The organism is Streptomyces sp. NBC_01381 (assembly GCF_026340305.1).
In the GTDB taxonomy this organism is placed as follows: domain Bacteria; phylum Actinomycetota; class Actinomycetes; order Streptomycetales; family Streptomycetaceae; genus Streptomyces.
Map to the genome: position 1 here is coordinate 558,800 of NZ_JAPEPI010000001.1, position 22,007 is coordinate 580,806.

19 protein-coding genes are annotated in these 22,007 nt (G+C 70.4%); 13 read left to right on the plus strand and 6 right to left on the minus strand.

All coding sequences use genetic code 11. The features are described from left to right. Positions 1-434 precede the first annotated feature (434 nt). Genes OG453_RS02740 through OG453_RS02750 form a run of 3 tightly spaced genes read left to right on the plus strand, consistent with a single transcriptional unit; the run spans position 435 to position 1,746 of the window. Positions 435-1,316, plus strand: a complete 882-nt coding sequence (locus OG453_RS02740; protein ID WP_266864135.1) for a helix-turn-helix transcriptional regulator — start codon at positions 435-437, stop codon at positions 1,314-1,316. A 10-nt stretch (positions 1,317-1,326) separates the two neighbouring features. Next, on the plus strand, positions 1,327-1,524 hold the full coding sequence (locus OG453_RS02745; RefSeq protein ID WP_266864137.1) for a DUF397 domain-containing protein: 198 nt from the start codon (positions 1,327-1,329) through the stop codon (positions 1,522-1,524). A gap of 30 nt (positions 1,525-1,554) precedes the next feature. Next, entirely contained in the window at positions 1,555-1,746 is a 192-nt protein-coding gene (locus OG453_RS02750; RefSeq protein ID WP_266864138.1) for a DUF397 domain-containing protein, read from the plus strand. A gap of 136 nt (positions 1,747-1,882) precedes the next feature. Here the strand turns inward: OG453_RS02750 and OG453_RS02755 are convergent, their stop codons facing one another. The 6 genes from OG453_RS02755 to dnaK form a co-directional block, all read right to left on the minus strand. Then, a complete protein-coding gene (locus tag OG453_RS02755; RefSeq protein WP_266864140.1) occupies positions 1,883-2,377 on the minus strand; it encodes a nucleoside deaminase in 495 nt (164 codons plus the stop codon). Beyond that, the gene (locus OG453_RS02760; protein ID WP_266864142.1) at positions 2,377-2,913 is read right to left on the minus strand and encodes a hypothetical protein; all 537 of its coding nucleotides are present in this window, start codon (positions 2,911-2,913) and stop codon (positions 2,377-2,379) included. The genes OG453_RS02755 and OG453_RS02760 overlap by 1 nt, the downstream gene beginning before the upstream one ends. A gap of 108 nt (positions 2,914-3,021) precedes the next feature. Then, a complete protein-coding gene (locus OG453_RS02765; RefSeq protein ID WP_266864144.1) occupies positions 3,022-3,471 on the minus strand; it encodes a helix-turn-helix domain-containing protein in 450 nt (149 codons plus the stop codon). 1 nt (position 3,472) lies between these two features. Then, positions 3,473-4,675 (minus strand): molecular chaperone DnaJ, encoded by a 1,203-nt coding sequence (dnaJ, locus tag OG453_RS02770; protein WP_266864146.1) that lies wholly within the window; start codon positions 4,673-4,675, stop codon positions 3,473-3,475. A gap of 39 nt (positions 4,676-4,714) precedes the next feature. Next, entirely contained in the window at positions 4,715-5,431 is a 717-nt protein-coding gene (grpE, locus tag OG453_RS02775) for a nucleotide exchange factor GrpE (RefSeq protein ID WP_266864148.1), read from the minus strand. Then, the gene (gene dnaK / locus OG453_RS02780) at positions 5,431-7,299 is read right to left on the minus strand and encodes a molecular chaperone DnaK (protein WP_266864150.1); all 1,869 of its coding nucleotides are present in this window, start codon (positions 7,297-7,299) and stop codon (positions 5,431-5,433) included. Before dnaK ends, grpE begins: the two co-directional genes overlap by 1 nt. Before the next feature lie 356 nt (positions 7,300-7,655). On the opposite strand from dnaK, the gene OG453_RS02785 reads away from it, so the two are divergent. The 10 genes from OG453_RS02785 to OG453_RS02830 all read left to right on the plus strand — a co-directional run bounded on the left by OG453_RS02785 (position 7,656) and on the right by OG453_RS02830 (position 21,985). Further along, positions 7,656-9,941 (plus strand): (Fe-S)-binding protein, encoded by a 2,286-nt coding sequence (locus tag OG453_RS02785; protein WP_266864151.1) that lies wholly within the window; start codon positions 7,656-7,658, stop codon positions 9,939-9,941. Between the two features lie 123 nt (positions 9,942-10,064). Further along, complete coding sequence (locus OG453_RS02790) at positions 10,065-11,477, plus strand: VCBS repeat-containing protein (protein WP_266864153.1); 1,413 nt, start codon at positions 10,065-10,067, stop codon at positions 11,475-11,477. Positions 11,478-11,531: 54 nt separating this feature from the next. Beyond that, positions 11,532-12,926 (plus strand): VCBS repeat-containing protein, encoded by a 1,395-nt coding sequence (locus tag OG453_RS02795; protein WP_266864155.1) that lies wholly within the window; start codon positions 11,532-11,534, stop codon positions 12,924-12,926. Between the two features lie 162 nt (positions 12,927-13,088). Next, positions 13,089-14,474 carry an FG-GAP repeat protein gene (locus OG453_RS02800; protein ID WP_266864156.1) on the plus strand — a complete coding sequence of 462 codons (1,386 nt, stop codon included), beginning with the start codon at positions 13,089-13,091 and terminating at the stop codon, positions 14,472-14,474. Between the two features lie 64 nt (positions 14,475-14,538). Beyond that, positions 14,539-16,002 (plus strand): FG-GAP-like repeat-containing protein, encoded by a 1,464-nt coding sequence (locus OG453_RS02805; protein WP_266864157.1) that lies wholly within the window; start codon positions 14,539-14,541, stop codon positions 16,000-16,002. Between the two features lie 67 nt (positions 16,003-16,069). Further along, on the plus strand, positions 16,070-17,548 hold the full coding sequence (locus tag OG453_RS02810; protein ID WP_266864159.1) for an FG-GAP repeat protein: 1,479 nt from the start codon (positions 16,070-16,072) through the stop codon (positions 17,546-17,548). Positions 17,549-17,639: 91 nt separating this feature from the next. Then, entirely contained in the window at positions 17,640-19,100 is a 1,461-nt protein-coding gene (locus OG453_RS02815) for an FG-GAP and VCBS repeat-containing protein (protein WP_266864161.1), read from the plus strand. Positions 19,101-19,116: 16 nt separating this feature from the next. Continuing rightward, complete coding sequence (locus OG453_RS02820) at positions 19,117-19,401, plus strand: integrin alpha (protein ID WP_266864163.1); 285 nt, start codon at positions 19,117-19,119, stop codon at positions 19,399-19,401. Between the two features lie 67 nt (positions 19,402-19,468). Next, the gene (locus OG453_RS02825) at positions 19,469-20,926 is read left to right on the plus strand and encodes an FG-GAP-like repeat-containing protein (protein WP_266864165.1); all 1,458 of its coding nucleotides are present in this window, start codon (positions 19,469-19,471) and stop codon (positions 20,924-20,926) included. Positions 20,927-21,028: 102 nt separating this feature from the next. Beyond that, a complete protein-coding gene (locus OG453_RS02830) occupies positions 21,029-21,985 on the plus strand; it encodes a Yip1 family protein (RefSeq protein ID WP_266864167.1) in 957 nt (318 codons plus the stop codon). Positions 21,986-22,007: the final 22 nt, after the last annotated feature.

The following is a 22,007-nucleotide window of genomic DNA, read 5'->3' on the forward strand; positions in this document are numbered from 1 at the left end:
TTACAGACGTAGCTAGCTCCGACGTGCAGAGGGTCGCCGGCATCACCAGTGGCTCGCGGTCGAGGGTGCGGAGGACTGTGCGTACGAAGTCCCGGCAGATCTTGGGGGATGTCGCGTCCGCCGGGGTGAAGAGGCTGTAGTCGTAGGTGAGTTGCGCTGAGCGGGTCGGGGCAGGGGGCATGGCGGATTCTCCCGTCGGGAGGGTGAGGGGCCCTTGCCGGGCGATGGCGTTGCCCGTGGGTCCCTGGCAGGGACCTCGGGTGCCTTTCGGCTTGATCGGCTTGTGGGCAGGGGGAGTTGAATGACTTCGGTGAGTTACCGATGCCACACTTACGGTAGAGGTGCAGGGCTCTCAATCTCAACCCATTCGCTACTTCTGGTGGACCAACTCCGTTGGCCAGGGCAGACTTTGGGCGAACCGGCAAGGAGACCACGTGGGACTGCGCACGACGATCAGCGAACGCCAGCGACGCCTCGGCTTTGAGCTCAAACAGCTGCGCGAACACGCAAGGTTGACCGCGGGCGAAGCGGCTGTACGGATCAGCATGAGCCGTGCGCAGCTCAGCCACATCGAGCTGGGCCGCACGTCCATCCTGACCGAGCGGCTGCTAGACCTCTGCCGCACTTACGGTTGCACAGACAAACCCCATATCGAGGCGCTTGTCTCGATGTCCGAAGCATCCGGCAAGGGCTGGTGGAGCGCGTACAGGAAGCTCATGGGCCCCGGAGCGCTCAATCTCGCCGAGTTGGAGTCGGAGGCCCGAGCGATCCGGGCGCACGAGTCGTTGTTCATCCCCGGCCTCTTCCAGACCGCCGACTACGCGCAAGCCATCTTCAGCAGCCCCAAGTTGGGCTTCGAGAACATCGAGTCGGGCCTGAAGTTCCGCATGGAGAGGCAGCAGATCCTCACCGGCGAGAACCCGCCGTCTGTGCATGCCGTCATCCATGAGGCAGCGCTACACATGCGGTTCGGCCGCCCCCAGGTCGTACGCGACCAGTTGCTCCGGCTGATCGAGCTGGCACGCCTGCCGAACGTGACCATCCAGATCTATCCGTTCAGCGCACAGGCCTACGCGGCGATCAGCGGCAACTTCGCCCACATCATCCCGAGTACCCCACGACTCGGCACCGTCGTACTCGAACAGCCATTGGGTGCAGGCTATTTGACCGAGCAGCCCCAGCTTCAGCACTACAGCGACCTCTTCGACCGGCTCGCCGAGAACTCCCTCGCCCCCGTCAACGTATCGTTGGCCCCGGAAGCACAGTCGGTGAAGGACTCGCTGGGGCTCATCCAGCACCTCCTCTACACCCTCTAGGGAGGCCCAGATGCCCGGACTGGACTGGCAGAAGTCGTCATACAGCGGCGGCCCCGAAGGCAACTGCCTCTACGTCGCCGCCGAGTCGGACGGAACGATCCACCTCCGCGAGAGCGACGCCCCGCACGAGATCCTCACTGCGGCCCCCGCCCAACTGACCGCTCTACTGGATCACATCAAGCGGGAGCCTCGTCGACCTGCTCCTTGAGCCCGCTCAACACCCACTAGGGAGGATCGGATGCCGGAACTGAACTGGCAGAAGTCGAGTTTCAGCGAAGACCAGGCGAACTGCCTCTACATTGCGGCCGTCCCCGGCGGAACCGTCCGCTTCCGCGAGAGCGACGCCCCGGACGAGATCCTGACCACCGCCCACGCCCAACTGACCGCCCTCCTCACCCACCTCAAGCACCAGGCCCCGCGTCAAGGTTGAGCCGGCCACCGGCCCTCGGGCAGGACGCCCGGCCTGGTGGGGGCGGGTGGGTGGGGACGAGGCGGCGCCCCAAAGCGCAGGGAGGTTGCACCCCGGCAGCTCAGCCGCACGCAGCCTCAGTCGCCCGCACCCAACCTCAGCCCCCCGCGTGCAACCCCCGATGCAACTCCCTGATCTCATCGGAGAGTTCCGGCGCAGGCCCCGACACCACCGCGCCCGGTACGACCTCCTGGATAGGCAGCGCCGCCACCGGCCCCGCCGGGGCCGAGAACTCCTCCAGCCATGTCACCAGTTGCGCCGACGAAGCCGCGTACACGATCCGGCCCAGGCCCACCCAGCCATGCGCCGCCGCACACATCGGGCAGTGTTCGCCCGAGGTGTAGACCGTCGACGAAGCGCGCTCCGCCACGGAGAGATGCTCCGCCGACCAGCGGGCGATCTCGAACTCCGGGTGGCGGGTGTGGTCGCCGCCCGCCACGCGGTTGCGGTCCTCGAACAGGACCTTGCCCTCCGCCGAGAGCAGGAGCGAGCCGAAGGGTTCGTCGCCCGCTTCCAGGGCCTCCCTCGCCAGAGCCACGCAGCGGCGCAGGTGTCGTACGTCCGTGTCGGACAGCTCGGGCAGCGTCGGCATCAGGACTCCGTCCACGTGCGCAGCAGCCCCTCGCGGTCCGATGCCCGCGGCGTGCTCCCCCCATTACCCCGGCCCCAGTCCGCCATCGCCGCCAGCGTCGTGTGCAGGGTGCCCGCGCCCTCCGTCAGGCGGGTGAGGAGTTCCAGGGAGAGGTCGTGCTCCGCCTGGGAGTAGCCGATCGCCGCCGCCGTGTACACCGTCAGCTCCGTGTCGCCGCCCTCGGCGTCCGTAACCCGCAAGGTCATGGTCGGGGCCTCCTCCGTACCCAGGCCCACCCCAAGCGCCAGGTCAAGCAGCATGCCCACGTTCCGCTTCACCGTCTGGCCCACCGCGCCCACGTTCCGCCTCATGGACTTCACCGGGACGCCCGCCGCCGTCAGCGTGTGTACGTCCTCCCAGGGGAAGAAGGCCTCCTGCCCGTCCCCCAGGGCCATCACGCCCTCCGGCGTCAGCCGCGCGCCGGGAGCCAGACCCGACGGCTTCGCGCCTACGTACACATCGCCCTCGGCGATCCAGAACAGCCCCACCATGGCCATGGAAATCCACTTCCCCGCAAATGTTCAGATCTTGGTCGACCGGCGCAACGCGCGTCGGGGCCGAGAGGTTCCCACCTCCCGGCCCCGACAAGTCACGGCACAGAAAAACTACTGCTCCGGCGACCGCTTCGGGCGCCACACCACCAGCGCGCTCGCCTGCTGCACGTCCTGGTACGGGACGAGATCGCGACGGTACGAGGCGTGCACCGCCGCTTCACGTTGCTGCATGGCGACGGCGGCTCCCTCCACGGCCGCGGAGAGCTCCGCGACACGGGATTGGAGGGCCGCCACCTGGTGCTCCAGCTCGATGATGCGCTTGATGCCGGCGAGGTTGATGCCCTCCTCCTGCGACAACTGCTGGACGGTGCGCAGCAGTTCGATGTCGCGGGCGGAGTAGCGCCGGCCCCGGCCCGCCGTGCGGTCGGGCGAGACCAGGCCGAGGCGGTCGTACTGGCGCAGCGTCTGCGGGTGGAGCCCGCTCAGCTGTGCCGCGACCGAGATGACGTAGACCGGCGTCTCATCGGTCAACTGGTAGGGATTTCGACGACGGCCGTCCATCTCATGCTCCCTTCGCGGCCTGGAACAGTTCTGCCCGCGGATCGTCGTCCGCAGTCGCCTTGCGGTAGGACTCCAGGGCTTCCTTCGCCGACTCGCTCAACGACGTCGGGACGGACACCTCCACCGTCACCAGCAGGTCGCCTCGCGAGCCGTCCTTGCGGACCGCTCCCTTTCCACGCGCCCGCATCGTACGGCCGTTGGGGGTCCCCGGCGGCAACTTCAAAGTCACCGGGGGCCCGCCGAGCGTCGGCACCTTGACCTCGCCGCCCAGCGCCGCCTCCGGATACGTCACCGGAACCGTCACCGTCAGGTTGTCGCCCTTGCGGCCGAAGACCGGGTGGGCGTCGACGTGGACGACCACGTACAAGTCGCCGCCCGGACCGCCCCGTTCACCGGGGCCGCCCTTGCCTCGCAAGCGAATGCGCTGGCCGTCGCTGACGCCCGCCGGAATGCGCACCTGCATCGTGCGCGACGACTTCGCCCTGCCCGAGCCCTTGCAGACCTCGCAAGGAGTCTCGGCGATCAGGCCGCGGCCCTTGCAGTCCACGCAGGGGTCGGTCAACGAAAAACCGCCGCCGCCGCCCCGCGAGACCTGGCCCGTGCCGACGCAGGTCGGGCACACGCGCGGTGTGCCGTTCTTGTCGCCGGTTCCGGAACAGGCCTTGCAGGGCGCCTGGGAAGACATGCGGAGCGGGACCGTGGCCCCGTCCACCGCCTCCGTGAAGCTCAGCGTGACCTCGGACTCGATGTCCTGGCCGCGCCTGGGCTGCGTACGCGTGCCGGTCCCGGCACCCGCACCGCCCCGGTTGAACAGGCCCCCGAAGACGTCACCGAGACCGCCGCCGAAGCCGCCGCCGGCACCGCCCGCTCCACCGCCGCCCGGGGCGCCGCCTCCGAAGAGGTCGCCCAGGTCGAAGTTGAACGAGCCGCCGCCGCCCGCTCCGGGGCCGGCCCTGAAGCCGCCGTTGCCGAAGAGAGCACGCGCTTCGTCGTACTCCTTGCGCTTCTTGGGGTCCCCGAGGACGTCGTTCGCCTCGGAGATCTCCTTGAAGCGCTCTTCCGCCTTGGCGTTGCCCTTGTTGGCGTCCGGGTGGTTCTCGCGGGCGAGTTTCCGGTACGCCTTCTTGATCTCGGCCTCGGTGGCGTCCTTGGGGACGCCGAGGACCTTGTAGTAGTCCTTCTCGATGAAGTCCTTCGTGCTCATCCCCGACGTCCCTCCTCTCGCTTCACCAACACGGTCAGGTCAGCCCTCGTCCGGGCCACCGGTCTCCTTGTCCTCCGCCACATCGGCGGAGTCCGCGGAAGCAGCGGCCGCAGCGTCCTCTGCGGCCCCCTTGACCGGCTGCGCGCCCGGCTGCGGCTCGGCGACGGCCACCCGCGCGGGGCGGATGGTGCGCTCGCCGATCCGGTAGCCCGGCTGCAGGATCGCGACGCAGGTCGTCTCGGTGACGTCCGGTGCGTACGAGTGCATCAGGGCCTCGTGGATCGTCGGGTCGAAGGGCTCGCCCTCCTTGCCGAACTGCTGCAGGCCCAGCTTGGCGACGACCGTCTCCATGGATTCGGCCACCGACTTGAACCCGCCCACCAGCTCGCCGTGCTCACGGGCGCGGCCGATGTCGTCGAGGGTCGGGAGCAGCTCACCCAGGAGGTTCGCCGCGGCGATCTCCTTGACGGTGACCTTGTCCCGCTCCACCCGACGGCGGTAGTTCTGATACTCGGCCTGCAGCCGCTGGAGGTCCGCCGTGCGCTCGTTGAGCGCGGTGCGCACCTGGTCCAGCTGGGCGGTCAGACCCACGTCTTGTGCAGACGTCTTGCTCGCTGCGTCCCCGGCCGGGGCCGCCGGGCCCTCCGCGATGGAGGGCTCGGCGGCCTTCGGCGCCGCGTCATCAGGGGTGGCGCCGGAGGGGACGTCGGGCTGCTCGGCGCTCTCGCCGCCGAGGCCCGGGGTCTCCTCAGTCATCAGGCGGCGCCCTTCGCGTCACCGGGCTTCTCGTCGTCGACGATCTCGGCGTCGACCACGTCGTCCTCCTTGGACATGTTCGGGGCCTCGGCACCCTCGGCACCGGGGGCAGCGCCCTCGGCACCCTGGGCGGCCTGAGCGTCCGCGTACATGGCCTGGCCCAGCTTCTGCGAGACGGCCGCGACCTTCTCGGTCGCCGTGCGGATCTCCGCCGTGTCCTCGCCCTTGAGCTTCTCCTTCAGCTCTTCGACGGCGGACTCGACCTCGGTCTTCACGTCACCGGGGACCTTGTCCGCGTTGTCCGCGAGGAACTTCTCCGTCTGGTAGACGAGCTGCTCGCCCTGGTTGCGGGACTCGGCGGCCTCGCGGCGCTTGTGGTCCTCGTCCGCGTACTGCTCGGCCTCCTGGCGCATGCGGTCGACCTCGTCCTTCGGCAGCGAGGAGCCGCCGGTGACGGTCATCTTCTGCTCCTTGCCCGTGCCCAGGTCCTTCGCGGTCACGTGCATGATGCCGTTGGCGTCGATGTCGAAGGCGACCTCGATCTGCGGGACACCGCGCGGGGCCGGCGGAAGGCCCGTGAGCTCGAACATTCCGAGCTTCTTGTTGTACGCCGCGATCTCGCGCTCGCCCTGGTAGACCTGGATCTGCACGGACGGCTGGTTGTCCTCGGCCGTCGTGAAGATCTCGGAGCGCTTCGTCGGGATGGTCGTGTTGCGCTCGATGAGCTTCGTCATGATGCCGCCCTTGGTCTCGATACCGAGGGACAGCGGGGTGACGTCGAGGAGCAGTACGTCCTTGACCTCGCCCTTGAGGACACCGGCCTGCAGGGCGGCGCCGATGGCGACGACCTCGTCCGGGTTCACGCCCTTGTTGGCGTCCTGGCCGCCGGTCAGCTCCTTGACGAGCTCCGCGACGGCGGGCATACGGGTCGAGCCACCGACGAGAACGACGTGGTCGATCTCGGAGAGCTGGATGCCCGCGTCCTTGATGACGTTGTGGAACGGCGTCTTGCAGCGCTCCAGAAGGTCGGACGTGAGCTGCTGGAACTGGGCGCGCGTGAGCTTCTCGTCCAGGTGCAGCGGGCCCTCGGCGGACGCCGTGATGTAGGGCAGGTTGATCGTGGTCTCCGTGGAGGAGGACAGCTCGATCTTGGCCTTCTCGGCCGCCTCGCGCAGGCGCTGGAGCGCCATCTTGTCCTTGGAGAGGTCCACGCCGTGGCCGTTGTTGAACTGCTTGACCAGGTAGTCGACGACGCGCTGGTCCCAGTCGTCACCACCGAGGTGGTTGTCGCCGTTCGTGGCCTTCACCTCGACGACGCCGTCGCCGATCTCCAGGAGGGACACGTCGAAGGTGCCGCCACCGAGGTCGAAGACGAGGATTGTCTGGTCGTCCTTGTCGAGGCCGTACGCCAGGGCGGCGGCCGTCGGCTCGTTGACGATGCGCAGGACGTTCAGGCCCGCGATCTCGCCGGCCTCCTTGGTGGCCTGGCGCTCCGAGTCGTTGAAGTACGCCGGGACGGTGATGACCGCGTCGGCCACCTTCTCGCCCAGGTACGACTCCGCGTCGCGCTTCAGCTTCTGCAGGATGAACGCCGAGATCTGCTGGGGGTTGAAGCCCTTGTCGTCGATGTCCACCTTCCAGTCGGTGCCCATGTGGCGCTTGACCGACCGGATGGTCCTGTCGACGTTGGTGACCGCCTGGCGCTTGGCGACCTCGCCGACCAGCACCTCGCCGTTCTTCGCGAAGGCGACGACGGACGGCGTGGTCCTGGCGCCCTCGGCGTTGGTGATGACGGTGGGCTCGCCGCCTTCAAGAACGCTGACGACAGAGTTAGTCGTGCCCAGGTCGATGCCGACCGCACGTGCCATTTCGATTCCTCCAGAGGTACTACTTGAGTGGATCTGGCTCAAGGATGCACGGTCGCTTCGCTGGAGTCAACAGAGCTGAGTCGAGGCCGCTCAACTCTTATCCCGTGCTTACGCGCAACTCGGTGCCGGCAGCTCGTTGTCTGCGGGTCCGACGTGGCTGGTCGCGCAGTTCCCCGCGCCCCTGACGGGGCCTCCCTTGCGGCACCTCAAGGGGCGCGACGCGGCAAGGGTTGCCTGAGCGACGCAGATCACCGTTGGGCTGGCTACAGTGCGGCGGAGTAAGTGGGTAGTCTCAGACGGACTGCATAAGTTACCGCTTAGTAATAGTTCGCCTCGCAGGCCCGAGGAGCCCCCAAATGCAACTCGCCGCGATCATCGTGTCGCTGGTTCTCATCGCGGTCGGCTTCGCGCTGTTCGGCCGAGCCATCGTGCAGATCTACCAGTTCATGCGGCTCGGTCAGAGCGTGCCCGCCGGCACCCGCACCGACCAGCCCGTGCAGCGCACCATCACGGTGGCCAAGGAGTTCCTCGGCCACACCCGAATGAACCGCTGGGGCATCGTCGGTGTCGCGCACTGGTTCGTGGCGGTGGGCTTCTTCTCGCTGCTCCTGACGATCGTCAACGCCATCGGCCAGCTCTTCCAGGCCGACTGGATGCTGCCGATCATCGGCGAGTGGGCGCCGTACAACGTCTTCGTCGAGTTCCTCGGCACGATGACGCTGCTCGGCATCGCGACGCTGATCGTCATCCGGCAGCTGAGCAAGCCCGACAACAAGCCGGGCCGCAAGTCCCGCTTCGCGGGCTCCAAGAAGGGCCAGGCGTACTTCGTCGAGGCCGTCATCCTCATCGTCGGCGTCTGCATCTTCATGCTGCACGCCCTTGAGGGCGCCCAGCACCACGTGGACAGCTACGAGGCGTCGTTCTTCATCTCGTACCCGGTGGTCTCGGCGCTCCAGGACCTCGATGTCTCCACGCTGCAGAACCTCACGTACTTCTTCGCGGGGCTGAAGGTCGCGACGTCCTTCATCTGGATGATCGTCATCGCGCTCAACACCAACATGGGTGTCGCCTGGCACCGCTTCCTCGCCTTCCCGAACATCTGGTTCAAGCGCGAGGCCGACGGCTCCACGACCCTCGGTGAGCTCCAGCCCATGACGTCCGGCGGCAAGCCGATCGACTGGGAGGACCCGGCCGACGACGCCGTGTTCGGTGTCAGCCAGGTCGAGCAGTTCTCCTGGAAGGGCCTGCTCGACTTCAGTACGTGCACCGAGTGCGGCCGCTGCCAGTCGCAGTGCCCCGCCTGGAACACCGGCAAGCCGCTCTCCCCGAAGCTCCTGATCATGTCGCTGCGCGACCACGCGCACGCCAAGGCCCCCTACCTGCTCGCCGGCGGCGGCAAGGACATGGAGGGCAATGAGAAGGCGACGGAGGAGCAGCTCAAGGACGTTCCCGCCGCCGCTCTCGCGGAGGCCGAGCGCCCCCTCATCGGCACCGCCGAGGAGAACGGCGTCATCGACCCCGACGTCCTGTGGTCCTGCACCTCCTGCGGCGCCTGCGTCGAGCAGTGCCCGGTGGACATCGAGCACATCGACCACATCGTCGACATGCGCCGCTACCAGGTGATGATCGAGAGCGCGTTCCCGTCCGAGGCCGGGACGATGCTCAAGAACCTGGAGAAGAAGGGCAACCCCTGGGGCCTGGCGAAGAAGCAGCGCCTGGAGTGGCTCAAGGAGCTCGACTTCGAGGTGCCGGTCGTCGGCAAGGACATCGAGGACCTCACCGAGGTCGAGTACCTCTACTGGGTCGGCTGTGCGGGTGCCCTTGAGGACCGCGCCAAGAAGACCACGAAGGCCTTCGCCGAGCTGCTCAACATCGCGGGCGTCAAGTTCGCGATCATGGGCGGCGACGAGAAGTGCACCGGTGACTCCGCACGCCGCCTGGGCAACGAGCCGCTGTTCCAGCAGCTCGGCCAGGAGAACGTGATGGCGCTGAACATGGCGTTCGGCGAGGAGCTCGACGACGACGGGAAGGTCACGCCCGAGTCGGCCAAGCCGAAGACGGCGAAGAAGATCGTCGCGACCTGCCCGCACTGCCTCAACACCATCGGCAACGAGTACCCGCAGCTCGGCGGCGACTACGAAGTCATCCACCACACGCAGCTGCTCCAGCACCTCGTCGACGAGGGCAAGCTGGTCCCGGTCACCCCGGTCGAGGGCATCATCACGTACCACGACCCCTGCTACCTGGGCCGCCACAACAAGATCTACACGCCTCCGCGCGAGATCATCGGCAAGGTGCCGGGCCTGCGCAACGAGGAGATGCACCGCCACAAGGAGCGCGGCTTCTGCTGTGGCGCCGGTGGTGCGCGGATGTGGATGGAGGAGCGGATCGGCAAGCGCATCAACGATGAGCGTGTCGACGAGGCGCTCTCGCTCAACCCGGACATCGTCTCCACCGCCTGCCCGTTCTGCCTCGTCATGCTGACCGACTCGGTCAACGGCAAGAAGAACGACGGCAAGGCCAAGGAGTCGATCACGGTCGTGGACGTCGCGCAGCTGCTCCTCGAGTCCGTGAAGACGCCGGTGGACCCGGAGGGTTCGCAGGAGACCGCGGACGAGCCGGAGCCCGAGCCGGTGAAGTAGCTCCCGCTGCCAGCGTTTCAGGCCGGTTCCGCCCTTGCAGGCGGGACCGGCCTGTTGCGTCCTGCCGGAACGGGAGCATCATGTGCAGGTTGTTGTCTCAAGGGGCGGTCGAGGTCAGGGTTGATGGTGGGCATACGGAGCGACAGACGCGGCGGCAGACCCGACGGCACACGCGGCGTACGCCGTGCACGCCGCGCCTGGATACGACTGACCGCGGCCACGCTCGGCTGTGCCCTGCTGCTCGCTGGCTGCGGCAGCGGCGGTGACGGCGACGCGTCCCCCGAGCACCGCCCGGTCGGCGGCATGGCCGACCAGGGCAAGGCGTCCGCGCCGCTGCCCGTCCCCCGGGGCGACGGCAGCAAGACCGCCGACGACTTCAACGGTGACGGCGCCCCCGATCTCGTACTCGACGATCTCGTGCACCGCGGCCACGGCGACGACGCGGGCATCGGCGTCGTCTACGGATCGCGCAGCGGACTGCGGCCCGGCGCGCGGCAGTTGCTGAGCGCGCGGGCCAACGGGGCGCGGACCAAGGGCGAGCTGCCCGCCGCCTTCGAGTCGGAGGCCTCCTGCGACCTCGACAAGGACGGCTTCACCGATCTGCTGGTCTCCACCGACCCGCCGTACGACGGCCTCGGCCAGCCGCCCGTGCCGCTGCAGATCCTCTTCGGCTCCCCCAAGGGCCTGACCGGCAAGGCCGTGAAGGTGAAGGTGCCCGCGCAGGCCCGGATCGGCAACGACTGGTCCGACCAGCCGGTCTGCGGCGACTTCGACGGGGACGGCGCGAGCGACCTCGTACTCCACGCGAGCGGCGCCCGGCTGACCTTCCTGCGCGGCCCGTTCAAGCGGACCGGCGCCGCGCGCGCCGCAGGGAAGCCGCTGGCCGCGCCCGGCAACGACCTCGTCACCGGCGAGGCCACCGATGTGGACCGGGACGGCTACGACGACCTCCTCGTCCGCAAGGCCGCCGACGCGACGGGCGCCGCCACCAGCGCGCTCGTCCTCGGCGGGCCGAAGGGTCCCGCCGAGACCGGGGTGCTCTTCCCCTCCGGCACGGACGTCGCGTTCGGGCGGTTCGGCAAGGGCAAGGCGGCGACGGACGCGGCCGTCGCGGGGCCGCGGGGCGTGGCTCTGCGGTACGACGTGCCGGGCACGGGGCGGGCCGCGCTGGAGGCGCGGCGGGTTTCCGTGGACGCCGGTGATCTCGACGGTGACGGGCTGAGCGAGCTGGTCATGAGCGGGGGCGGCAGCGGGAGTGGGGGTGGCGCGGGGGAGGTTCGCGTCTTCCGGGGGCGCGCGGGAGGCCTCGCCGCCAACGCATCGGCGTTGGTCGTTCCCTCCGCGAAGGGGACCACCCAGGTCCTTGGCATCGCCGACTTCGACGGCGACGGGCTCGCTGATCTCGCTCTGCGGACGTATCGCGGGGACGGCGAGGACACGGTGGGCGTGTATCCGGGCATGAAGGGCGACTTGGTCGCGCGCAAGCCGCAACTGACCTTCTCCACGGCGGATTTCGCCTCCCTGGGCGACGGCTGACGGCGGCTTGTGGCAAGTAGCTGCCGCCGGCGAACACCTCGGAGGACATGCACAGTGAACCCGCCGTCAGGCAAGGACAGTTGGACCTCCATCGCACGCGTCGGTGCGATCACCGGCCTGACCGTGTGCTGCACGGCTGCGGCGCTCGCCGGCTGTGGTGTCTTCGGCGGTGAGACGAAGCGGTTCGGGCGTCCGCCCGCGGGCGAGGCCGCGAAGAACCCGTCGCCCAAGGACTTCAACGGCGACGGGTACGACGACTACGCCACCGTCCTGAAGTCCGGTCGCACCGATGACGGGAGAGTGGAGCGGAGCACCTACACGCTGACCGTGGTGTACGGCTCCCCGGAGGGCCTGCGGCCCGATTGGTCCACGCGTCTCCCGGCGGGCGACGACGACGTGAAGTTCGGCCGACTGCTCCGGACCGACCTGGACAACGACGGCTTCACCGACCTCGTCTCCTCGCGCGACGCCGGCCCCGGTGACCCCGTCTTCGTGATGTTCGGCGGCGCCCGGGGGCTCTCGGGCGCCGAGCGCCTCGACGCGGGTCACCTCCCGCCGGTGGCCGCCGGTGACTTCGACGGCGACGGCGCCACGGACCTCTTCGACGGCGAACAGACACTGTTCGGCCCCTTCGACCGGAAGAAGCGCCAGCCGGCCCGCGCCACGCGTGTCGACAAGCCCAACCCCGCGTCCCTGGACGTCGTCACCGGCGACTTCGAAGGCGACGGGCGCACCGACGTGGTGATGACGAACGCGTACCACGGGGACGACTACGAGCAGAATGACGATCCGCCCGAGGCCCCGGACCAGGCCGTCTACTTCCGTGGCGGGGCCAAGGGGCTCGCCCGCGACGAAGGCCCGCAGGCCGAGCTCGTATCGAGCATGTCCACCTATGACGGGCCGCGCGGCGGCGGCGCGGGCGACGTGGACGGCGACGGCATCGACGACTTCGTCGCCAACGGCGAGGCGACCGGGTCAGGCAGCATGCTCACCGTCATCCACGGGTCCAGGGCAGGGCTCGGCGGCGACCGCCCCGCCGAGGTCCTGGAGGGGCGCGGTTCCACCTGGGGCAGCGGTCCGATGGTCGGGGACGTCGACGGCGACCGCCGCGCGGACCTGGTGGCGGGGCGGCCCGGCTTCCACATCATCGACCCGGACAAGATCCTGCTGCTGCGCGGCGGGCCCCACGGACCGTCCACGGAGAGGGCCCAGACGGTGACCGGCGGGGACGAAGGCCTGCCCGACGGCATCGCGCCGCACCAGCTGCAGGAGCTCGACCTGCTCGACGTCGACGGCGACGGCCGCCAGGACGTCGTCGTGTTCTCCCAGCGATGGAAGAAGGAACAGGGCTACTTCCTGGTCCTCGGCGGCACCGGCGATGGTCTCGAGACCGAGGGCATCCAGCACTTCACGGCCGACGACGTAGGTGTCCAACTCTGGGGCGAATGATCCCCATTGGCGCAGCCGATGCGTTCACCTGGCGGCCACCTCTTCGACCCCGGCGCACAACCCTTCGCGCACTCCACGAGTCACACACCCGGAAGTCATACCCAGAGGCTCACTCAGAGCCCGCAGATGCTCTGCCCCCACTTCCCCTTCCGGGAGTTCTACGTGCGTGTAAGAAATCTGGCCGTCACCGCCACCGTCGCGGCCCTCGCCGCCGCGGGCCTGAGCCTGCCGCTCGCCGGAACGGCCAGCGCCGCGTCCACCCTCAAGGACGACTACAACGGCGACGGCTACCGCGACCTGGCGATCGGCATCCCGGGCAGCAACTCCGTGACGGTGACGTTCGGTTCGGCATCCGGTGTCGCGGCCAACCGCGCGGTCACCCTCAGCCAGAACTCGACCCAGGTCCCCGGAGTCACCGAGCCCGAGGACGAGTTCGGCGAGAACATCACCAGCGGTGACGTGAACCGCGACGGCTACGCCGACCTGATCGTCGGCGCCCCCGGCGAGAAGGTGGAGGGCAAGCCGTCCGGCTCCGTCACCATCCTGTGGGGCGGCCAGGGCGGCTTCACCGCAGGCGGCCGGGTCCTGAACTCCCCCGCCGACACCACGGGCCGCTACGGCGAGGCCACGGTCTGGACCGACTTCGACGGCGACGGCTCGCCCCAGCTGAGCGTGATCAGCGGCGACAACTGGTGGTACTACTCCGGCGCGGGCGAGGACGGCCGCGTACACGGCCTGGAGGTCGACTTCATCCCCGAGGGCGCACGCCTCGACGGCATGATCGCGGGCAAGTTCAAGGTCAAGGACGGCAGCGGCCTCGTCCTGTACGGCGAGCGCGCGGACGGCGGCGCCTACACCGCGCACATGAACGGCGGCTTCGGCGACTACGGCTACCAGGCCGAGGTCCTCGGCGAGGGCGACGACCCGACGGCGACGCGCGACGCGGCCACCGCCGGTGATGTCAACGGCGACGGTTACGACGATCTTGTCACCGGCAACTCCCGTGCGGGGAAGGGTGGTTCGGTCACCGTCCGGTTCGGTGGCGACCGCGCGTTCGGCGCCCCGGTGACGTACGACCAGGACAGCGCGGGCGTCCCCGGCACCGGCGAGTCGGGCGACGGCTTCGGCGCCTCCGTCTCGGCGGGCGACGTCACCGGCGACGGCCTGCCCGACCTCGCGGTGGGCGCGCCCGGCGAGACGGTCGGCACGGTGGCCGGGACCGGCAGCGTCACCCTCCTCAAGTCCTCGGCGGGCAGCTTCACTTCGGGCCAGGCCTGGCACCAGGAGACCGCGGGCGTACCCGGCACCGCCGAGCCGGACGACGGCTTCGGCACCTCCGTACGCCTCAAGGACATCAACAAGAACGGCAAGGCGGACCTGGCCACCGGCGCGACCGGCGAGGACATCGGCACGACGCGGGACGTCGGCGCGGTGTGGGTGCTGCGCGGCACGGCGACGGGCCTGACGTCGTCGTACGCGGCGTCCTTCAACGGCTCGGACTTCGGGGTCGGCACGGCGGGCGCGGGCTTCGGCCGGACGGTTCGCTGATACCGGCTGGCACTTCGCTGGTTCCTCAACTGCCCCTCCCTATACGTGAGTTGGAGACGCCTCAGTGGTTTCGACGGCTGACCACGCGCGCAGACCCGCGCGGAACAAGATCCTGGCTGCGGGCGCGCTCGGCGCCGCCACCGTGCTCGGCCTCGCAGGACTGACGGCGGGCGGCGCGTCCGCCGCCGAGCCCTCGAAGCTCAGGGCGGACTACAACGGCGACGGGTACGTGGACCTCGCGGTCGGCGTGCCGGGCGCGACGGTCAGCGGCAAGACCAAGGCCGGGTACGTGAATGTGGTGTGGGGCGGCGCCTCTGGCCTCGGGAAGCACGGCTCGATGAACGTCGGCCAGGGCACGGCCGGCGTCCCCGGCACGGTGGAGGCCGACGACCGCTTCGGCACGGCCGTCCACTCCGCCGACCTGAACGGCGACGGCTACAGCGACCTGATCGCATCGGCGCCCGGCGAGGCCATCGACACCACCCCCGACGTGGGCACCATCTCCGTGGTGTGGGGCTCCGCCGGGGGCTTCGCCAAGGGCGGCATCACGGCCGCCAAGGGCGGCTCCGAGGACTCCAGGATCGGCGGCGCGCTCAGCACCGGCGACTACGACGGCGACGGCACGCAGGACCTCGTCTTCCCCATCGCCGGTGAGGAGGGCACGGCGACAATGATGCGCCCCGGGCCCATCACGTCGGCGACGAACACCAGGCCCGCCCTCGTCGAGAACCACCGGTTCGGCGGCCCGCGCGCCTACGCTTCCGCCGACTTCGACGGGGACGGCAAGGACGACCTCGCGGTGACGTACAAGGGCATGGAGAGCGTCGGCACGCACATCGTCCGCAAGGCGTCCGGCGAGTGGCAGAACTTCTGGGCCACCGGCGACCACGGCACGTCGGTCGCCGCGGGCGACTTCGACGGGGACGGCACGGCCGACCTCGTGCTCGGCGGCGTCACGGCGGACCCGGAGGCGGACGGCACCCATTGCGAGGACCGGCTCGGCGGCGCGGTCCTCACCGTGTACGGCAAGCAGGGCGCCGTGCTCGGCGGTGGCTCCGCGTGCACCACGCAGAGCACGCCCGAGGTCGGCGGCAGCGCGGAGTCCGGGGACAACTTCGGCGCGTCGCTCGCGGTGGCCAACCTCGACCGGGACGGCATCGACGAACTGATCGTCGGCGGTGACGCCGAGGCGGTCGGCACCGCGGCGAGCGCGGGAACGTACTGGATCCTCGCATCGGCCGGCACGGGCAAGCCCCTGGTGGGGCCCGCCTACAGCCAGAACTCCGCGGGCGTCGCGGGCACGGCCGAGGCGGGCGACCGCCTGGGCGCGGCGGTGGCCGCCGGTGACTACAACGGGGACGCGTACCCCGACGTGGCCGTCGGCGCGCCGGGCGAGGACGCCCGGTCCGGCGGCGTCTGGTACTCCGCGACGCCCAAGGAGGGCCCGAACCCGGCGGTGGTTTCCGTGACCCCCGGGAAGCTGGGCCTGGCGGGGGCGAGCGAGTACGGGGCGGTGCTGGGCCGATAGCGGTCCCTGCGAGGCCTTCCCCACCCCCCACTCACGCATTGGCAAACAACAACAGGAGCCCGACAGCATGCCCAAGCACAAGCGCCCCACCCCCCGTACCCACAGACCCGGCCGCCTCGCCGCGGCCACCGCCGCCGCCGCGGCCCTCACAGGCGGCCTCCTCACCCTCACCGCGACGACCGCGACCGCCGCCCCCGCGGCGACCCAGCCGGACGACGCGGACTTCAACGGCGACGGCGCGGCCGACCTCGCCACCTCCGCCACGCACGCGAACATCGGCGGCAAGGACAAGGCGGGCCAGGTCGTCGTCACGTACGGCGGCGCCGAGCGGCGGCACACCACGTACAGCCAGAACAGCGCGGGCGTCCCCGGCACCGCCGAGGCGGGCGACGCCTTCGGCGCGGACACCGCGTACGGCGACTTCGACCGCGACGGCTACGACGACCTCGCGGTGGCCGCGATCGGCGAGGACGTCGGCACGGACGTGGACGGCGGCACCGTACAGATCCTGTGGGGCTCGGCGGCCGGCCTGTCCGGCGGCAGCACGCTCACGGACCCGCGCCCCACCAAGCACGACAAGTTCGGCGGCCCCCTCCAGGCGGGCGACTTCGACGGCGACGGCACGGACGACCTCGCCGTGGGCGCGAGCTCGGGCGCCGCCACGATCGACCTCTTCGACGGCGGCATCACCCGCACCGGCACCCCCGGCGACCACTACACGGTCCTGCCGCCCATCCACAGCGGCGAAGGCGCGGGCCCCTTCAACCTGCACTCCGGCGACGTCAACGGCGACGGCCGCGACGACCTGATCGTCGACGGCTACTCCACGGCGGACGGCTACAACGCCAACCTCTGGCTGCCCGGCAGCGCGAACGGCATCACCACGACCGGCGTCCAGCGGCTGCCCGCCGGCTACATCACCGACGTGGGCGACACGGACAGTGACGGCTACGGCGACGTCATCATCGGCCTGACCTGGGACGAGGGCATCGACGGCGCCAACAAGGGCGGCACGGTGTACGTCGTGAAGGGCAACGCCAACGGCCCCTACGGCGGCAGCGAGACCATCACCCAGGACTCCCCGGGCATCCCCGGCGGCAGCGAGAACGGCGACAACTTCGGCGCCGAGCTGGACCTCGGGGACATCAACGGCGACGGCCACCTCGACCTGGTCGTCAGCTCCCCCGGCGAGGACCTGGACGGCGTCGCGGACGCGGGCTCGGCGACCCTCATCTACGGCGCGGCGGACGGCTCGGGCCTCTCCACGCAGGGCGCGGTCCTGCTCAGCCAGGACACCCCGGGCGTCCCCAACTCCAATGAGACGAACGACTACTTCGGCTCGGACGTCCACATCGACGACCTGAACGCGGACGGCCGCGGCGAGGTCGCCATCGGCGCACTGGGCGAGAACGGTGCCAACGGCGCCTTCTACGTCTTGGACTCCAACGCCGACGGCACGCTCGCCTCCGGCACCGGCATCTACACGTCCACGGTCGGCATCTCCGCGACGGGCACCCCGCGGCTGGGCTCCAACTTCGCGGACTGACCCGCTGCTTCACCCCTCCCCCCAAGCCGCCGGGCCCGCACGCTCCCCCCGTGCGGGCCCGGCTCCCCCGATCTCTCACCCCGGAGCTCCCGTGCGCCTCCGAACCATCCCCCTGGCCGCGTCCCTCACGACCACCGGCCTGGTCACCGCCCTGCTCACCGTCCTGCCCGGCACGGCCACGGCCGCGCCGTCCGGACTCTCCGGAGATTTCAACGGCGACGGCCACCGCGATCTGGCGATCTCCGCCCCGGCCGCCACGGTCGGCGGCAAGTCCTGGGCGGGCCATGTCGCCGTGGCGTACGGATCGGATTCCGGCAGCCCGGACCCGGCCCGCCGCACGGTCATCAGCCAGAACTCGCCCGGAGTACCGGGCGAGGCCGAGACGGACGACGAGTTCGGCCACCGGATCGCGGCGGCCGACCTGAACCGCGACGGATACAGCGACCTCGTCGTCACTTCCTCGCGCGAGAAGGTCGGCAGCCACCCGGACGCGGGCACGGTGGTGATCGTCTGGGGCTCGGCGGGCGGCCTGTCCGGCGGCACGACCGTCGACAACCCCCAGCCGCTGCACGGCAGTTACTTCGGGCTCGGCCTGGCCACAGGTGACTTCACCGGAGACGGGAAGCCGGACCTCGCCGTGTCCGCACAGGGCGACACCGGCACCAATCCCTTCAAGATCCGCCTGATCCGCGGCCCGTTCACCAAGTCCGGCTCGACCGGCACCATCACGTCGTACGCCGCACCGCTCGAAGGCCCGACCCTCACGGCGGGCCGGGTGAACGGCGACGCCAAGGCCGACCTGGTGGTCACCGGCAGGAAGACCAACAGCGACCACCTCGGGGCGGCCGTCTACTACAAGGGCACATCGGCGGGCCTGACCAAGGGCGCGAGCCTGCGCGCGGGCACCACGGCGGCCATCGGCGACCTGGACGGCGACGGCTACGGAGACATCGCCGTCGGCAACCCCGACGAGCCCGGCGACGAACCGTCCGGCTCCAAGGGCGGCGAGGTCAGCGTCATCTACGGCACCTCGTCGGGCCCGAGCTCCACCCGCCGTACGACCCTGACCCAGAGCAGTGCGGGCGTGCCGGGCGCCTCCGAGTACGGGGACAACTTCGGCGCGTCGGTGGCCGTGGGCGACCTCGACGGCGACGGCCACGCGGAGCTGACGGCAGGCGCCCCCGGCGAGAGCCTCGGCGCCGAACCGGACCTCATCCTGGGCGCGGGCGCGGTCACCGTCCTGCGCGGCTCCGCATCGGGCCTCACCACCACCGGCGCGCTCAACCTCACCCAGGACAGCCCCGGCGTCCCCGGCAGCGCGGAGTCCATCGACGGCTTCGGCGCGACCCTGCTCTCCTCGGACATCGGCGCCGACGGCCGCCAGGACCTCACGGCGACGGCCTCCCAGGAGAACGACGACGCGGGCGCCGTATGGCATCTCCCCGGCACCGCGGGCTCCCTCTACTCCACGACGACATCCACCAGCTTCGGCCCGAGCGGGCTCGGCCTCTCCACGGCGTACTCGGCCTTCGGGTCGGACCTCGCGGGCTGATCGAGGGACACGACCCATGCGCAGACGCATCATCGCCGCCGTCGCCACCCTGGCCACGGCCGCCCTCACACCCTTGGCACTGCCCGCACCGGCCACGGCCGCGCCGGCCCGGTACGCCGACGACTTCAACGGCGACGGCCACCGCGACCTGGCCGTGGGCATGCCGTCGAAGACCGTCGACGGCAAGAAGCGGGCCGGCGCGATCCTGGTGACCTTCGGCTCGGCCTCGGGTCTGACCGGCAAGCGTGTGTACTACGGCCTGGCCGCCGGCTCGCATCTGGGTGAGGCGGTCAATGACTGAGACAGCGCCCGGACTTGTGCATCACCCGTACCGAAGTTCCCGTTTTCCCATACGAGTTGGAGTCCTTGTGTCCCTGCGCGCACGCGTCACCACCATCGCCGCCACGGCCACCGCCCTGGCCGCCACCGGCCTCGCCCTGCCCTTCGCGGGCACCTCCGTCGCCGCCGAACCCACCCCTGTGGAGAGCGACTTCAACGGCGACGGCTACGCCGACCTCGCCGTCGGCGTGCCCAGCGGCAGCGTCGACGGGAAGGCCAAGGCCGGTTACGTCAGTGTCGTCTTCGGCGGTGAGGACGGTCCCGGACGGCACGGCGCGCGGCGGATCACGCAGGCCACTGTCGAGGTGCCCGGCACCCCGGAGGGCGGTGACCGCTTCGGGGTCGCCGTCACGTCCGCGTACATCGACGACGACCCGTACGCCGACCTCGTCATCGGCGCCCCCGGCGAGGACATCGACGCCAAGACCGACGCGGGTTCCGTCACCGTCCTGTACGGCGCCGGTGACGGCTTCTCCGAGGCCGGGACCGCCGCCCGCGGGGCCGCGTCGGGCGACACGTACGGAAATGCCATCGTCGCCGCCGACTTCACCGGCGACACGGACGTCGACCTGGCGATCGGCGGCAAGGACAAGGTCGTCGCCAACTACAACCCGCTCACCGCCGGCACCAGCACCCTCATGGCCGACCGCATGGGCGGCCGCGCCCCCGTCATGACGACGGGCGACTTCAACACCGACGGGCTTCCCGACCTCGCCCTCGGCTACTACACGCAGAACCAGCCCTACACCCAGTCCCACCTCCGCCTCTACGGCTGGAACAAGGACGAGAGCTCCATGGGCAACTTCTGGAACAACTCCAACGGCGCCGCGAACGCCCTCGCCTCCGGCGACTTCAACGGCGACGGCTACGACGACCTCGCCGTCGGCAACTGCCGCGAGATCGCCGACGAGAACATCGACGACCCGTGCGGTCCGGAGCAGCTCACCAAGGGCGGCGGCATCCACATCCGGTTCGGCGGCGCCAACGGCAGCTTCGGCTGGGAGCAGCAGACGCTCAACCAGGACACCACGGGCGTGCCCGGCGTCGCCGAGACCGGTGACGGCTTCGGCGACGCGCTCGCCGCGGCGGACATCGACGCCGACGGCCACGACGACCTGATCGCGGGCGCCCCCGGCGAGGCGGTCGGCAGCGCGGCCCGTGCGGGCAGTTTCACCGTCCTGAAGGGCGGCGAGATCGGCCTCCTCGACGCGTCCGGGTCGGCGACGGGTGTCGGATACCAGCAGAACTCCGAGGGTGTCCCGGGCGTCGCCGAAACGGGTGACACCTTCGGCGCGGCGCTCACCATCAACGACTACAACGGCGACACCTACGCGGACCTGAACGCCGGCGCGCCCGGCGAGAACGCCGCGGCGGGCGGCGTCTGGCACCTGCGCTCCTTCTCATCCGGCCCGGTCATCACCCCGAAGTCCCTCTCCCTGCCCGCCTCGTCGGACCCACTGGCCTACGGAGCGGTGCTCGGCCACTGACCCCTCGGGGATCCCCCTAGGGGTTGTCACAGGTCGGCGGCAAAGCCCCTCTCCTCCTGGGGAGGGACGCCCCCGCGCCTTCAGACCAGGTACGTTCGATTCGTGGCTGGATTCAGGATCGGACGCGGCCGGGACAACCGCGCCCCGCAAGCGCGACCGCAACAACGACCGCGGCAGGAGCCGTACGGGCAGCAGGCCCCCCAGGGCCAGCAGCCGCCGTACGGCTATCCGCAGGCGCCTCCGGGCCCTCAGCAGTACGGGCGTCAGCCCTACGGCCAGGGGCCGGGCGGGCCCGGCGGGCCTGGCGGGCAGCAGTGGCCGCAGGCGGGCGGCAATCACGGGGAGCCGGAGTACTTCGGCGGACCGGATGACCCCGCTCACGGCGGACCAGGGGGACAGGGCGGCTACGACCCGTACGCCGCGAACAACCCGGGTCACACCCAGGCCTTCTCCATCGGCGAGGACCCCTACACCCAGGGCGACACCTACCGCGCGGGCCAGGCGAGCGCCCCGATGGGCCCGCGGCTGCACTGGAAGGACCTGCTGCGCGGCATCGTGCTGCGCCCGGGCCCGACCTTCCTGCAGATGCGGGACTACGCGATGTGGGCCCCGGCCGTCATCGTGACGTTCCTCTACGGCCTGCTTGCGATCTTCGGCTTCGACGCGGCCCGCGAGGACGCGATCAACGCCACGCTCTCGTCGGCCGTCCCGTTCGTCCTGACGACCGGCGTCGCGATCACGATCAGCACCTTCATCCTGGGCGTGGTCACACACACCCTCGCCCGCCAGCTCGGCGGCGACGGCGCCTGGCAGCCGACGGTCGGCCTCTCCATGCTGATCATGTCGATCACGGACGCGCCCCGCGTGGTGGTCGCGATGTTCCTCGGCGGCGGCCAGCCCTTCGTACAGCTCCTCGGCTGGGTGACCTGGGTCGCGGCGGGCGCGCTGCTCACCACGATGGTGAGCAAGTCGCACGACCTGCCGTGGCCGAAGGCGCTGGGCGCGGCGTCGATCCAGCTCCTGGCGATCCTGGCGATCATCAAGCTGGGCACGTTCTAGTACGGACATACGGACACGAGAA

Excerpts from the sequence above, each read along its gene's own strand:
- OG453_RS02745 (WP_266864137.1), top strand. The coding sequence starts at position 1,327 with ATGCCCGGACTGGACTGGCAGAAGTCGTCATACAGCGGCGGCCCCGAA.
- OG453_RS02750 (WP_266864138.1), top strand. The coding sequence starts at position 1,555 with ATGCCGGAACTGAACTGGCAGAAGTCGAGTTTCAGCGAAGACCAGGCG.
- OG453_RS02755 (WP_266864140.1), bottom strand. The coding sequence starts at position 2,377 with ATGCCGACGCTGCCCGAGCTGTCCGACACGGACGTACGACACCTGCGC.
- OG453_RS02760 (WP_266864142.1), bottom strand. The coding sequence starts at position 2,913 with ATGGCCATGGTGGGGCTGTTCTGGATCGCCGAGGGCGATGTGTACGTA.
- OG453_RS02765 (WP_266864144.1), bottom strand. The coding sequence starts at position 3,471 with ATGGACGGCCGTCGTCGAAATCCCTACCAGTTGACCGATGAGACGCCG.
- dnaJ (WP_266864146.1), bottom strand. The coding sequence starts at position 4,675 with ATGAGCACGAAGGACTTCATCGAGAAGGACTACTACAAGGTCCTCGGC.
- grpE (WP_266864148.1), bottom strand. The coding sequence starts at position 5,431 with ATGACTGAGGAGACCCCGGGCCTCGGCGGCGAGAGCGCCGAGCAGCCC.
- dnaK (WP_266864150.1), bottom strand. The coding sequence starts at position 7,299 with ATGGCACGTGCGGTCGGCATCGACCTGGGCACGACTAACTCTGTCGTC.
- OG453_RS02785 (WP_266864151.1), top strand. The coding sequence starts at position 7,656 with ATGCAACTCGCCGCGATCATCGTGTCGCTGGTTCTCATCGCGGTCGGC.
- OG453_RS02790 (WP_266864153.1), top strand. The coding sequence starts at position 10,065 with ATGGTGGGCATACGGAGCGACAGACGCGGCGGCAGACCCGACGGCACA.
- OG453_RS02810 (WP_266864159.1), top strand. The coding sequence starts at position 16,070 with ATGCCCAAGCACAAGCGCCCCACCCCCCGTACCCACAGACCCGGCCGC.
- OG453_RS02820 (WP_266864163.1), top strand. The coding sequence starts at position 19,117 with ATGCGCAGACGCATCATCGCCGCCGTCGCCACCCTGGCCACGGCCGCC.